The sequence below is a fragment of the [Anoxybacillus] calidus genome (assembly GCF_013760845.1).
Lineage (GTDB): Bacteria > Bacillota > Bacilli > Bacillales > Anoxybacillaceae > Paranoxybacillus > Paranoxybacillus calidus.
On sequence record NZ_JACDUU010000001.1, the window covers coordinates 383,961 to 397,499 of the forward strand.

General features: G+C 42.7%; 13 protein-coding genes. All 13 read left to right on the plus strand.

Going from position 1 to position 13,539, the window contains the following annotated elements:
- The first annotated feature begins 36 nt into the window (after positions 1-36).
- The 13 genes from HNQ85_RS02135 (at position 37) to aroA (ending at position 13,461) form a co-directional block, all read left to right on the plus strand.
- Positions 37-810, plus strand: coding sequence for a CheR family methyltransferase (locus HNQ85_RS02135; RefSeq protein WP_181535755.1), 774 nt, complete (start codon positions 37-39; stop codon positions 808-810).
- 116 nt (positions 811-926) lie between these two features.
- Complete coding sequence (aroC, locus tag HNQ85_RS02140; protein WP_181535757.1) at positions 927-2,099, plus strand: chorismate synthase; 1,173 nt, start codon at positions 927-929, stop codon at positions 2,097-2,099.
- Between the two features lie 3 nt (positions 2,100-2,102).
- Complete coding sequence (gene aroB, locus HNQ85_RS02145) at positions 2,103-3,194, plus strand: 3-dehydroquinate synthase (RefSeq protein WP_181535759.1); 1,092 nt, start codon at positions 2,103-2,105, stop codon at positions 3,192-3,194.
- 17 nt (positions 3,195-3,211) lie between these two features.
- The gene (aroH, locus tag HNQ85_RS02150) at positions 3,212-3,592 is read left to right on the plus strand and encodes a chorismate mutase (protein ID WP_181535761.1); all 381 of its coding nucleotides are present in this window, start codon (positions 3,212-3,214) and stop codon (positions 3,590-3,592) included.
- 291 nt (positions 3,593-3,883) lie between these two features.
- Positions 3,884-5,404, plus strand: coding sequence for an anthranilate synthase component I (trpE, locus tag HNQ85_RS02155; protein WP_181535763.1), 1,521 nt, complete (start codon positions 3,884-3,886; stop codon positions 5,402-5,404).
- Positions 5,397-6,428, plus strand: coding sequence for an anthranilate phosphoribosyltransferase (gene trpD, locus HNQ85_RS02160; RefSeq protein WP_181535765.1), 1,032 nt, complete (start codon positions 5,397-5,399; stop codon positions 6,426-6,428). Before trpE ends, trpD begins: the two co-directional genes overlap by 8 nt.
- Positions 6,410-7,186, plus strand: a complete 777-nt coding sequence (trpC, locus tag HNQ85_RS02165) for an indole-3-glycerol phosphate synthase TrpC (RefSeq protein ID WP_181535767.1) — start codon at positions 6,410-6,412, stop codon at positions 7,184-7,186. Before trpD ends, trpC begins: the two co-directional genes overlap by 19 nt.
- Positions 7,170-7,820: a phosphoribosylanthranilate isomerase gene (locus HNQ85_RS02170; protein ID WP_181535769.1), complete on the plus strand. Its 651-nt coding sequence runs from the start codon at positions 7,170-7,172 to the stop codon at positions 7,818-7,820. Before trpC ends, HNQ85_RS02170 begins: the two co-directional genes overlap by 17 nt.
- Positions 7,804-9,015 (plus strand): tryptophan synthase subunit beta, encoded by a 1,212-nt coding sequence (gene trpB / locus HNQ85_RS02175; protein ID WP_181535771.1) that lies wholly within the window; start codon positions 7,804-7,806, stop codon positions 9,013-9,015. Before HNQ85_RS02170 ends, trpB begins: the two co-directional genes overlap by 17 nt.
- Before the next feature lie 7 nt (positions 9,016-9,022).
- On the plus strand, positions 9,023-9,802 hold the full coding sequence (gene trpA, locus HNQ85_RS02180; RefSeq protein WP_246326777.1) for a tryptophan synthase subunit alpha: 780 nt from the start codon (positions 9,023-9,025) through the stop codon (positions 9,800-9,802).
- 5 nt (positions 9,803-9,807) lie between these two features.
- Entirely contained in the window at positions 9,808-10,905 is a 1,098-nt protein-coding gene (hisC, locus tag HNQ85_RS02185) for a histidinol-phosphate transaminase (protein WP_181535775.1), read from the plus strand.
- Positions 10,906-11,052: 147 nt separating this feature from the next.
- A complete protein-coding gene (locus HNQ85_RS02190) occupies positions 11,053-12,156 on the plus strand; it encodes a prephenate dehydrogenase (protein ID WP_181535777.1) in 1,104 nt (367 codons plus the stop codon).
- Between the two features lie 15 nt (positions 12,157-12,171).
- Positions 12,172-13,461 carry a 3-phosphoshikimate 1-carboxyvinyltransferase gene (gene aroA / locus HNQ85_RS02195; protein ID WP_181535780.1) on the plus strand — a complete coding sequence of 430 codons (1,290 nt, stop codon included), beginning with the start codon at positions 12,172-12,174 and terminating at the stop codon, positions 13,459-13,461.
- Positions 13,462-13,539 lie beyond the last annotated feature (78 nt).

The window sequence follows — 13,539 nt, forward strand, 5'->3', positions numbered from 1 at the left end:
GCAATCAGACTAGGGTGAAGAGGAGAAGTACACTGTATGAACGATTATCAACAGTTTATTGCGAACGTCAAAAAGAAAACGGGCATTGATTTGGCCCAGTATAAAGAGGCGCAAATGAAACGGCGTCTTACTTCGTTATATGAAAAAAGAGGATTTAAAAACTTTCATGAATTTTTTAAAGCGATGGAAGCCGACGAAAAATTATTTCATGAATTTCTTGATCGTATGACGATTAATGTCTCGGAATTTTACCGTAACGCCAAACGGTGGGAAGTACTTGAGAAAAAGATCTTGCCGAAGCTTTTGGCGCAGAATAAGCGATTGAAAGTATGGAGCGCCGCATGTTCCACCGGAGAAGAGCCATATACGTTAGCAATCATTTTGTCGAAGTTTATGCCGCTTTCCCAAGTTTCTGTGTTGGCAACAGATATTGATGAAAACGTTATTTCCCGTGCGAAAATCGGCGTTTATCCAGAGCGCTCTTTGCAGGAAGTTCCGGAAGAGATTAAGAAGAAATTTTTTACAAAAGAGGGACTGCACTATAAAATTAGCGAAGATATAAAGAAGACCGTTACCTTTAAAAAGCATAACTTGCTTGCAGATCCATTTGATGTGAATTACGATCTAATTGTGTGTCGGAATGTGTTAATTTATTTTACTGAAGAAGCGAAACATGCCCTTTACCATAAATTTAATAAAGCCCTAAAACCGGGCGGCATCTTTTTTGTAGGGAGTACTGAACAAATTTTTAATCCGGGTTTATACGGGTTTGAAACAGAAGATACGTTCTTTTACCGGAAAGTTCAATAATGGCAAAAGAGTTCATCGAAAAGATGAATTCTTTTTTTATCATAGGGGTTCCAAAATAGCGATTTTATGTTATATTGTTACATAATCGCTTTAAAGAGATGAAGGGAGAGAATGAGATGAGATATTTGACAGCAGGAGAGTCTCACGGCCCACAGCTGACGACCATTTTGGAAGGAGTGCCTGCAGGGTTGCCGCTTGTCGCTGAGCATATTAATGTCGAGCTTGCCCGCAGGCAAAAAGGATATGGACGCGGCCGAAGAATGCAAATTGAAAAAGATGAGGTTAAAATTTTAAGCGGTGTGCGTCATGGAAAAACGTTAGGTTCGCCGATTACACTTGTCGTTGAAAATCGCGACTGGAAACATTGGACGAACATTATGGGAATTGAGCCGCTTGAAGAAGGGGCGGAGGAAGAAGTAAAACGGAAAGTGAGCCGTCCTCGTCCGGGCCATGCCGATTTAAACGGGGCGATTAAATACGGACATCGCGATATGCGCAATGTGTTGGAACGCTCCTCAGCGCGGGAGACGACGGTGCGCGTTGCTGCTGGTGCTGTTGCAAAACAAATTTTAGCGCAACTCGGAATTAAGGTGGCTGGTCATGTTCTTGAAATTGGCGGGGTGAAGGCGAAAAATTTATCCTTTTCTTCGCTTGAAGAGCTGCAGGAAGTAACAGAACAATCCCCGGTCCGCTGTTTTGACAAAGAGGCAGAAGTGAAAATGATGGAAGCCATCGATGAAGCGAAGAAAAATGGTGATTCGATTGGCGGAATTGTTGAAGTTATTGTCGAAGGCGTTCCTGTCGGTGTTGGCAGTTATGTGCATTACGATCGAAAATTAGATGCAAAAATTGCTGCAGCAATTGTGAGCATTAATGCATTTAAAGGTGTAGAATTTGGTATCGGTTTTGAAGCGGCAAGACTTCCTGGCAGCGAAGTGCATGATGAGATTATTTGGAGCAAAGAAGAAGGTTTTAAAAGACGCACGAACCGGTCCGGTGGATTTGAAGGCGGTATGACAACGGGAATGCCAATTGTTGTCCGCGGGGTGATGAAGCCGATTCCGACGCTGTATAAGCCATTGCAAAGCGTCGATATTGAGACGAAAGAGCCATTTGCCGCGAGCATTGAGCGTTCAGACAGTTGTGCCGTTCCCGCTGCAAGTGTTGTTGCTGAAGCAGTTGTAGCTTGGGAAATAGCTGCAGCGATTGTCGAACAGTTCGGTCAAGACCGCATGGACGTCATTGCGGAAAACGTCGAGAAAATGCGCCGCTATGCAAGGGAGTTTTAAAAGATGGAACAAATTGCAATTGAAACGAAATTAAAGCGATATTCTGTAGTTTTAGGTGACGAAGCCCTTCACTTTTTGCCGCAACAGCTCAAAGCTTTGCCGGGAAGTATATCGAATATTTTGATCATTACTGATGAAACAGTAGAAAAGCTTTATTTATCAAAGCTTGTTTCCATTTTAAGCGATGAATATAAAGTTTTTACACATACTATACCGAATGGAGAAAAAGCAAAGTCATTCGAACAGTATTATGCATGCCAAAGTGCCGCACTTACATACGGACTTGACCGCGATTCAGTGATTATCGCATTCGGCGGAGGTGTTGTTGGAGACTTAGCTGGGTTTGTCGCCGCCACTTTTATGCGCGGCATCCGATATATCCAAGTACCGACAACTCTTCTTGCCCATGACAGCGCTGTTGGTGGCAAGGTGGCCATTAATCATCCGCTCGGCAAAAATATGATTGGTGCGTTTCATCAACCTGAAGCAGTCATTTATGACATTTCTTTGCTAAAATCGCTTCCGGAAAAAGAGATGCGTTCAGGCTTTGCCGAAGTCATCAAACATGCGCTCATTAAGGATGCTAACTTTTATCACTGGCTAAAGGAACATATACACAACCTTGATGACTTACAAGGAGAAAAACTGCAATATTGTATTAAAAAAGGAATTCAAATTAAAGCGGACATTGTTCGTGAAGATGAAAAGGAAACAGGCATTCGCGCTTATTTAAATTTCGGACATACGCTTGGTCATGCGCTTGAAAGTGAGCTTGGGTATGGTTCAATTACGCACGGAGACGCTGTAGCGTTAGGTATGCTATTTGCGATTTGGTTGAGTGAGAAAGAATATGATACTTTGCATTATCGCGAATTTGTTTCATGGTTCGAACGCTACGGTTTCCCGGTTTCGATTCCAAACCATTTGGAAGCTGCACGCCTTCTTGAAAAAATGAAGGGCGATAAAAAAGCAAAAGCAGGAAATGTTCGAATGGTATTACTAAAGGATATTGGTCATGTAGAAATAAAACAATTTGAAGATGAACAATTGCTTGCCTTCATTCAACAATTTTCTCAAATACAATTAGAGAAATGAGAAGGGAGGGATGAAAGATGCTCAGAGGAATAAGAGGGGCAACAACAGTTGAACGTAACGAGGAATTAGAGATTATACAAGCAACGGAAGAGCTATTGCGGGAAATCATTAAAACAAATGATGTAAAAGCAAACGATGTTGCTTTTGTGCTTATTTCTACGACGGATGATTTGACGGCAGCGTTCCCGGCAAAAGCGTTGCGTAATATGGAAGGATGGACATATGTACCTGTTATGTGCATGAGGGAAATTCCTGTCCCTCATTCATTGCCGCGTTGTATTCGCGTAATGATGACAGTGAACACAGCGAAGCAGCAAGAAGAAATACGCCATATTTATTTACGCGAAGCTGTTCAACTTCGACCAGATTTGTCATTGACAGGAAAAGACGAACTATAATATTATTAAACTTAAATTAATCATTAGTTGAGTAAGATGAGTTGAGAATAGACGAGAATGAGTGAGTTTAGTTGAGGTGAGCAGAGGACGTTTTGCACATTTCTGAGGCTTGTCCCATAAGGAGCTGACCTCGCGCATAATACACGATATATAAGACACTTCCCTATATACAGTAGTATATTGTGATGGCGAGGTCTGACCTCTTGTTTTTGAGACAGCCTCTTGTTTATTTATTTCCCCTTTCAATACCTCTAAACCCTCATTCTCCGTCCACGAAAAATGGAGGAGAGAATGATCATGATTTCCGCGTTTTTAGAAGATGCTTCACGTTTTCAAACAATTCCAATCATTCGACGGTTTTTTGCTGATGTACTCAACCCTCTGCAAATGTTCGAAAATTTGCAGGAGGAAGCGGTCTTTTTGCTAGAAAGTAAAGATGAACAATCCCCATGGTCGCGTTATTCTTTTATCGGTCTGTCTCCCTTTCTGACAATCGAAAACATAGACGGTACGTTATTCTCTGTCGTTAGCAGCCAAGGTGAAACACTCTTAAAAACGAAAACTTTGCAAGAAGCGTTTTTATTTGTCAAACATGAATTAAATATCAAACCCATTGAATCGGAAATCCCGTTTAAGGGCGGGGCAGTTGGATTTTTAAGTTATGACATGATTTCCTCAATCGAAAAAGTACAGCGCCATTCGAATGATGATTTAATGCTCAAAAAAGCGCATTTTATGTTTTGTGAATCGCTCATTGCGTTTGATCACATGAAAAGAGAGCTCATTATTTTTCATTATGTGAGATTGTCTCCTCATGATACAAAACAAACTATTGTCAAAAAGTACAATGAAGCGGTGAAAAAAGTAAATGAGCTAATGAAAAAAATTGTTCAAGGCTTTACGCAACAAATTTTACCGATTTTTTATGAGGAACAAGATGTGAAAGTAACGTTGACTAAAATGGCCTCGACCTATACGAAAGAAGATTTTATTCGTGCTGTGGAAAAGGTGAAAAACTATATCGCCAGCGGTGATATCTTTCAGGCGGTGTTGTCGCAGCGCTTTACCATTCCTGTTCGCATCAGTGGCTTTCAATTATACCGAATGCTGCGGCAAGTTAATCCGTCACCATATATGTTTTACATCCGTATGGACGGCTTTGAGATTGTAGGGAGCTCTCCAGAAAAATTAATTCAAGTGCAAAACCTTCATATCGAAATTCACCCGATTGCCGGAACGCGAAGAAGAGGTGTAACAGAAGAAGAAGATCGCTATTTTGCCGATGAACTGATGAAAGATCCAAAAGAGCAGGCAGAGCATTATATGTTAGTTGATTTAGCCCGAAATGATGTTGGAAGAGTGGCGAAATACGGCACAGTAAAGACTCCTGTTTTAATGGAGATTGGGAAATTTTCGCACGTTATGCATCTTATTTCCAAAGTGACAGGAGAATTACGAGAAGACATTCATCCCATTGAGGCGTTGTTGGCTGCTTTTCCAGCGGGAACCGTCAGCGGTGCGCCAAAGGTGAGGGCGATGCAAATCATTAACGAACTTGAGCCGACAGCGCGGAATTTATATGCAGGAGCGGTGGCGTATATTGGATTTGATGGAAACATCGATTCATGCATTACCATTCGAACGGCCATTGTGAAAGACGGCTATGCTTATATCCAGGCAGGGGCAGGTATTGTAGCTGATTCAGTGCCGGAATTAGAGTGGAAAGAAACGCATAATAAGGCAAGTGCATTAATGAAGGCGATTATTCTAGCGGAGCAATTGTTTCAACAAAAGGGGGAGGCCTATGTTTAAAGAGTTGTTAGCGAAATGCATTGAGGGAGATACGTTAACGGAAAACGAGGCATATGAAGCGATGAAAGCAATTATGTCAGGAGAAGCAACAGCTAGTCAAATTGCCAGTTTTTTATCCATCTTACGCTTGCGCGGCGAGACGGTTGATGAATTGACAGGGATGGTAAAAGGAATGCAAAGCCGCATGATGACGGTTCAATATGACGAAGATGTGATTGATACGTGCGGTACAGGTGGAGACAAGGCTTCTACCTTTAATATTTCTACAGCCGCAGCGATCGTTGCTTCATCGCTTGGAATCAAAGTAGCCAAACATGGAAACAGAGCCGTATCATCAAAAAGCGGCAGCGCGGACGTGCTTGAAGAGCTGCAAATTGATATTCAGACGACCCCGGAGGAAGCAAAAAAGGCTCTTCATGAGAGAGGACTCGCTTTTTTATTTGCCCCGCTTTATCATTCGGCGATGAAACACGCTGCCATACCGCGAAAAGAAATTGGTTTCCGTACCGTTTTTAACCTGCTTGGACCGATGGCCAATCCGGCCAAATGCAAACGGCAAGTAATTGGTGTTTATTCAACCAATTATGCCGAAAAAATGGCGCGCACGCTAAAGAAACTTGGCTCTGAACATGTTGTTCTCGTTACCGGACGGGATGGCTTAGATGAATGCAGCATTGCTGCCCCTACCGATGTCGTTGAATTAAAAGATGGCAACATTCACCGCTTTGTGATAACTCCAGAAGACGTCGGGCTCGCCAGAGGGAAACTTTCGGACATTCAAGTGCGAACCGTTAGGGAAAGTGCTCAATTATTAAAGGAAATTTTATATGGAAGGGCTAACGAGAGCGCCATCAACATCGTCAGCATTAATGCAGGAATCGCGCTATATGTAGCGGGGAAAGTCAACTCGATACGCGAGGGAGCCGAAATGGCAAAAGAAGCGATTGTCAGCGGAAAAACGTTATTCCATTTTCAACGTTTACTTATAAAAGAGAGGGAAAAAACATGCTTGAACAAATTTTAGAAACAAAAAGAAAAGAAATCGAGACGATCATCTTGCCACCGCAAAACAATGTTAAAAGGATCTCACTTATCAATGCTTTAAAACATTCTAAGCGAAAACCTGCTCTTATTGCTGAAGTGAAAAAAGCTTCTCCTTCTAAAGGAGTGATTCGCCCAAATTTTGAACCTATAGCAATTGCCAAGGCGTATGAAGAAGCCGGAGCTGCTGCGATTTCCGTTCTCACCGACCAGCGATATTTCGAAGGGCACCGCGATTACTTAATACAGGTTAAACAAGCGGTTCAAGTTCCGATTTTACGAAAAGATTTTATTATCGATCGAAAACAAATCGAAGAAAGCGTACGAATCGGCGCGGATGCCGTCCTTTTAATCGGCGAAGCACTGGAGGTGAAAAAGCTTTATGACCTTTATGAAGAAGCCTATGAAAAAGGACTGGAGTGTCTCGTTGAAGTTCATGAACGAGACACGTTAGAACGAATTTTAACCGTGTTTACGCCTAAACTGATTGGCGTTAACAACAGAAATTTAAAAACGTTTCAAACATCGCTCGATACAACAAAAGAAATGGCCCGGTTGCTTCCAAAAGAAAGTTTATTTGTCAGCGAAAGCGGAATTAGCAGTTATAAAGAGATACAAACTGTAAGGGAATACGGGGCGGATGCGATTTTAGTCGGGGAATCGCTTATGAAAAAAGAAAATGTTCTATCAGCAGTTCGTGAACTATTTGGCGAGGTGAACAGCTTTGTCGATACTCCTTAAATATTGCGGCCATCGTTCGCTCCAAGATTTGCAAACAAGTGCTGACAGCCGGGCGCATTATCTTGGTCTTATTTTTGCGCAAAGCAAGCGTCAAGTGCAGCCAAGTGAAGTGAAAGAATGGATAAAAATAGTAAAATTAAACAAGAAGAAACTGGTAGGAGTATTTGTTAATGCTTCCGTTTCCGAAATTGCGCATATTGCGAAAGAAGTACCGCTCTCGATTATTCAATGCCATGGTAAAGAGACGCCAGAGCAAATCATCCAAATAAAAAAAGCGACCCGTTTGTCTGTCTGGAAAGTGATTCATCATAGCGAAGAGGCGCTGGAACAAATGAAGCGCTTTAACGGCATAGCAGATGGATATATCATCGACAGCCAAGTGAAAGGGGAATGGGGGGGTACAGGAATTTCATTTAATTGGGAGTTTGTGCCGTCTTATCTTTTAGAAGCGGAAAGACAGGGAGTTCGTTGTTTGATTGCCGGTGGGGTGCATCCGGACAATATTGAGGAGTTATTGCGTTACAAGCCGCATGGGATTGATATAAGCAGCGGCATTGAAGATGGTGAACAGAAAAATAAACGAAAAATACAATTCATTGAGGAGAAGGTGGAAAAGTATGAGAGCTGTTCCTGATGAGAGAGGTAGATTCGGAGATTTTGGCGGTAAGTTCGTCCCGGAGACCCTTATGCTTCCGATTGAAGAAATTGAAAGAGAATTAACAAAAGCGTTAGCAGATGAGAGGTTTCTTAACGAATATTTGCAAGTGTTGTATGAATATTCAGGAAGACCGACAACGTTAACGTTTGCGAAAAATTTAACAGAAAAATTTAATGGAGCAAAAATCTATTTAAAACGCGAGGACTTAAATCATACAGGTGCACATAAAATCAACAATGCAATTGGGCAGGCGCTACTAGCCAAACGAATGGGCAAGAAAAAAATCATTGCGGAAACGGGAGCAGGACAACACGGGGTGGCAGCGGCGACTGTAGCGGCAAGATTCGGTATGGAATGCATCGTCTTTATGGGAGAAGAAGATGTAAAAAGGCAGGAGCTGAATGTATTCCGTATGAAATTGCTTGGTGCAGAAGTCGTTTCCGTCACAAGCGGCAATAAAACATTAAAGGATGCGACAAATGAAGCGATTCGTTACTGGGTACAGCATTGTGACGACCACTATTATATGATTGGTTCTGTTGTTGGTCCGCACCCGTATCCGTTGATGGTGCGGGAGTTTCAAAAAATTATTGGCGAGGAAGCCAAACGTCAATTTTTACAGCGGGAAGGAAAACTCCCTGATGTAGTCGTTGCCTGCGTTGGCGGCGGAAGCAACGCGATTGGAATGTTTTATCCATTTTTGGAAGAGGATGTCGCTCTTGTCGGTGTGGAAGCAGCGGGGAAAGGTGTCGATACTTCTTATCACGCTGCCACGATCACGAAAGGAACAAAAGGGGTGATTCACGGCTCTTTCACTTATCTTTTACAGGATAAGCATGGACAAATTATCGAGCCTTACTCGATTTCTGCAGGGCTTGATTATCCTGGTGTTGGTCCTGAACATGCCTATTTGGCAAGCACGGGGCGCGTGCAGTATGACAGCATTACGGACGACGAGGCATTAGCGGCTTTACAGTTAACGGCACAAGAAGAAGGAATCATTCCGGCGATTGAATCGGCTCATGCATTAGCAAAAGCATTTCAAATCGCTAAGGAACGGACAAAAGAAGAGGCGGTGCTTGTCTGTCTTTCAGGACGCGGTGATAAAGATGTCCAGACGGTGATGAATTACTTACAAGGGGGAGAATGTGTTGAAGTTATCAACTACTAATAAGACGATGTTTATTCCGTTTATTGTCGCTGGTGATCCGTATCCGGATGTGACGGTAGAGTTAGCGTTAGCGCTTCAACAGGCAGGGGCTTCCATTCTGGAACTTGGTGTCCCGTATTCTGATCCTCTCGCTGATGGGCCGATTATTCAAAGAGCCGCCCAGCGTGCTTTAAAACATGAGATGACGCTGAAAAAAGCCATCGAACTTGTCTCGCTCATGCGAAAAAAAGGATTGAAAATTCCCATTATTCTCTTTACGTATTATAATCCTGTGTTACAATTAGGAGAAGAATACTTTTTCGCTTTAGCGCGAAAAAACAATGTAGATGGTGTGCTTATTCCAGATTTGCCGTTTGAGGAAAGCGGACATATACGTCAACTCAGCGAACAATCGGGTCTATCGTTTATTTCATTAGTTGCACCGACTTCCAGGAATAGAATTAAAAAAATTGCCTCTGAGGCGCAAGGCTTTTTGTACTGTGTCTCTTCATTAGGAGTTACAGGAATACGTGACACATTACCTAATGAGCTTTATGAGTTTTTGGCAGAAGTGAAAGCACATAGCCGCGTCCCAGTTGCTGTTGGCTTCGGAATTTCAAGGAGCGAACAGATTCAGACATTGAAAGACCATTGTGACGGTGTTGTCATTGGCAGTGCTCTAGTGCAAAAAATTGAACAGTTAGCCGATTGTTTGAAGCAGGAGGAGACAAGAAAAGACGCATTAATCGAATTTCAGCAGTATGCTCAATCGTTAGTTGAGCCTTTACAATGTAATGAGATGAGGTGAACAGTATGAAAGTGAAACGTCAACTCGAGCAATTGCCCCCATACAAACCAGGAAAACCGATAGAGGAAGTAAAGAGAGAATACGGCTTGGAAAAAGTTATAAAACTAGCATCGAACGAAAATCCATATGGTTTTTCGCCAAAAGTAAAAGAGGCGATTTTGCAATCATTAAATGGTTTAGCGATATATCCCGATGGCTACTCTCGGGCGCTGCGTGAAAAATTGGCGAAACATTTAGGAATCAATGAAACACAGATTATTTTTGGAAATGGTTCTGACGAGGTTGTGCAAATCATTTGCCGTGCTTTTTTGGAAGCGGGAACGAATACGGTAATGGCTAAGCCAACCTTTCCGCAATATCGGCATAATGCAGTGATTGAAAACGCGGAAGTTCGCGAAATTCCGCTTGTGAATGGAAATCACGATTTAGACAGCATGCTTCAAGCGATCGACGAGCATACGCGCATCGTTTGGATTTGCAACCCGAACAATCCAACGGGTACATATGTACGGAAACATGAACTTTTATCATTTTTAGAAAAAGTTCCAAAACATGTTCTTGTTGTTGTCGATGAAGCCTATTACGAATATGTGCAGGCGGAAAATTATCCACAAACGGTTCCGCTTTTAAGCGAATATGACAATTTAATGATTTTGCGCACTTTTTCGAAGGCATATGGGTTGGCAGGTCTCCGTATCGGCTATGGCATTGCCAGCGAAACGTTGATTCAACAAATGGAACCGGCGCGCGAACCGTTTAACACGTCGGTGCTCGCCCAAGCTGCAGCGTTATCGGCATTAGATGACCAGGAGTTTCTTAAGGATTGCGTGGAGAAAAACAAACACGGTTTAAAACAATTTTATCGTTTTTGCGATGAACATAGTCTCAAATACTACTATTCTGAAGGAAACTTTATTTTAATCGATTTTGGCATTGAAGGAAATGAAGTATTTCAATATTTATTAGAAAGAGGAATTATCGTACGCTCAGGAAATGCCCTTGGCTTTCCAACTTCCGTAAGAATTACAATTGGCACAGAAGCACAGAATCAGGAAGTATTTGCAGCATTAACAGCGATGTTGAAAGAAAAACAGCTCGTATAATGCAACAAGCGGTCGAGGTTGACCCAAAAGAAAAGTGTCAGACTTCACAACACTATATATAGGACATAGCTATAATAGTGAATATGCGTAAGGTCAGATACTTATAGGTCATCCTCGGCCAGCGTTTTAAAGAAGAAGGTGAACGATTTGAAAGGCAACGTATTGATTATTGGTCTTGGGCTGATTGGCGGTTCCATTGCTTTAGCCATTAAAAAAGAGCACCCAGAAGCATGGATGATCGGCTATGATGTGAAAGAAGAGGAGGCGGAATTAGCGCGCTCTTTAAAAGTCATTGACGAAATTGCTTATTCTTTTGAGGAAGCAATCAAAGAGGCAGATTTGATTGTTTTAGCAACTCCGGTGATGCAGACGGAAAAAATTTTAGCGGAAATAAGTCATCTTCATTTTAAGGAAAATGCCATTATTACCGATGTCGGCAGTACGAAGCAAAAAATTGTGGAATATGCTGTCAAACTGTTAAAACAAGGGGTTACCTTTATTGGTGGGCACCCGATGGCAGGTTCGCATAAAAGCGGTGTCGCAGCGGCAAGAGTTCATTTATTTGAAAACGCCTTTTATATTTTAACGCCGACAGAGGATGTTCAGGCAGCTCAAGTGGACAAATTAAAGGAGTGGCTGAAAGGAACGAAAGCGCGCTTTGTCGTGCTTTCGCCGAAAGAACATGACCGAATTACTGGAGTGATTAGCCACTTTCCGCATATTATTGCGGCCAGCCTCGTTCATCAAGCACAGCGGTACGAGCGGGAAAATGAGCTTGTCAGCCAGCTTGCGGCCGGAGGATTTCGCGACATTACAAGAATCGCTTCAAGCAACCCGGAAATGTGGCGCGATATTTTATTACATAATAAGGAAGAACTGCTGCAACTTTTTGATGTTTGGCTGCAAGAAATGAGCATCGTTCGTTCTTTTGTCGAAAAAGGAAATAGTGAGCAAATCTACAACTATTTTGCCGAAGCGAAGCAATTTCGCGATGGTCTGCCAATCCGCACGAAAGGTGCGATTCCTTCCTTTTACGATTTGTATGTGGATGTTCCCGATTATCCAGGGGTTATTTCCGAAATTACAGGTTATTTGGCCAAAGAGCGTATTAGCATTACAAATATCCGCATTATTGAGACAAGAGAGGAAATTTATGGGGTTCTTCGTTTAAGTTTTCAAACGGAAGAAGACCGTACCAAGGCGAAACAATGTATTGAAACATATACAACATATAAAACATATGAAGTCTAGTAAGGAGAGAGAGCTATGAAACCATTGCGGACAAATGTTTCATCGCTGAGAGGGGCGATTGAAGTTCCTGGTGATAAATCGATTTCCCATCGTGCTGTCATGTTCGGGGCGATTGCTAATGGTACGACGACCATTTCTCATTTTTTAGCTGGGGAAGATTGTTTAAGTACGATTGACTGTTTTCGTAAATTAGGCGTTTCGATTACACAAAACGGCAGTGAAGTCGTCGTTGAAGGAAAAGGAATTACAGGTTTACAGGAACCAACGGAAATTTTAAACGTTGGTAATTCCGGCACGACAACGAGACTTTTGCTTGGCATTTTAGCGGGATGTTCTTTTCATGCCTGCTTAATTGGCGATGAATCGATTGCGAAGCGGCCAATGGCAAGAGTGACGAACCCACTAAGAGAAATGGGAGCGAAAATTGACGGACGGGAGCACGGTAATTACACGCCGTTGTCGATCCGCGGCGGAAACTTACAAGCGATTCGTTACACATCTCCGGTAGCAAGTGCACAGGTAAAATCAGCGATTTTGCTTGCAGGACTTATGGCAGACGGTACGACGACGGTCATCGAGCCACATAAATCCCGCGATCATACAGAAAGAATGCTAAAGGCGTTTGGCGGAGAAGTCGTTGTGGATGGGCTGACCGTATCTGTAACGGGGAAACAGCAGCTAAAAGGAGCTCACATTGACGTGCCCGGCGATATTTCATCTGCCGCGTTTTTCTTAGTCGCTGGTGCGATTGCGCCAAATAGTGAAATTACATTAAAAAATGTAGGGTTAAATCCAACGCGGACAGGGATTATCGATGTACTCAAGCAGATGGGAGCCGACATTGCTATTGAAAATATTCGCAACGAAGAAAGCGAACCGATGGGGGATATTACCGTTCGTACATCTGAACTAAAGGGAATCGAAATCGGCGGGGAGCTCATTCCACGTTTAATCGATGAAATTCCAATCATTGCCCTGCTCGCGACGCAGGCAGAAGGGACGACGGTTATTAAAGATGCTAGTGAGCTGAGAGTGAAGGAAACGGATCGCATTGCTACGGTCGTTTCCGAGTTAAACCGATTAGGTGCTGATATTGAGGCGACTGACGACGGAATGATTATTCGCGGAAAAACGAAACTAAAGGCAAATCATATTGTTGTTGACAGCTACGGTGACCATCGAATCGGCATGATGTTAGCCATTGCGGCATGTATAACGGAAGGCGAGCTCACACTTAATCGGTCTGAAGCGATTGCCGTTTCTTATCCAAGCTTTTTTGAGCATTTGCAGCTATTAATAAAATAGACTATTTTCGTAAACATTGTTGCTTTTCACGCTGCAGCGTGACATAGCAAGTTGTATAGCTTGCCTATGACAGCCGAA

Coding starts and splice junctions, on each gene's coding strand:
- HNQ85_RS02135 (WP_181535755.1), top strand. CDS start 37: ATGAACGATTATCAACAGTTTATTGCGAACGTCAAAAAGAAAACGGGC.
- aroC (WP_181535757.1), top strand. CDS start 927: ATGAGATATTTGACAGCAGGAGAGTCTCACGGCCCACAGCTGACGACC.
- aroB (WP_181535759.1), top strand. CDS start 2,103: ATGGAACAAATTGCAATTGAAACGAAATTAAAGCGATATTCTGTAGTT.
- aroH (WP_181535761.1), top strand. CDS start 3,212: ATGCTCAGAGGAATAAGAGGGGCAACAACAGTTGAACGTAACGAGGAA.
- trpE (WP_181535763.1), top strand. CDS start 3,884: ATGATCATGATTTCCGCGTTTTTAGAAGATGCTTCACGTTTTCAAACA.
- trpD (WP_181535765.1), top strand. CDS start 5,397: ATGTTTAAAGAGTTGTTAGCGAAATGCATTGAGGGAGATACGTTAACG.
- trpC (WP_181535767.1), top strand. CDS start 6,410: ATGCTTGAACAAATTTTAGAAACAAAAAGAAAAGAAATCGAGACGATC.
- trpB (WP_181535771.1), top strand. CDS start 7,804: ATGAGAGCTGTTCCTGATGAGAGAGGTAGATTCGGAGATTTTGGCGGT.
- trpA (WP_246326777.1), top strand. CDS start 9,023: ATGTTTATTCCGTTTATTGTCGCTGGTGATCCGTATCCGGATGTGACG.
- hisC (WP_181535775.1), top strand. CDS start 9,808: ATGAAAGTGAAACGTCAACTCGAGCAATTGCCCCCATACAAACCAGGA.
- aroA (WP_181535780.1), top strand. CDS start 12,172: ATGAAACCATTGCGGACAAATGTTTCATCGCTGAGAGGGGCGATTGAA.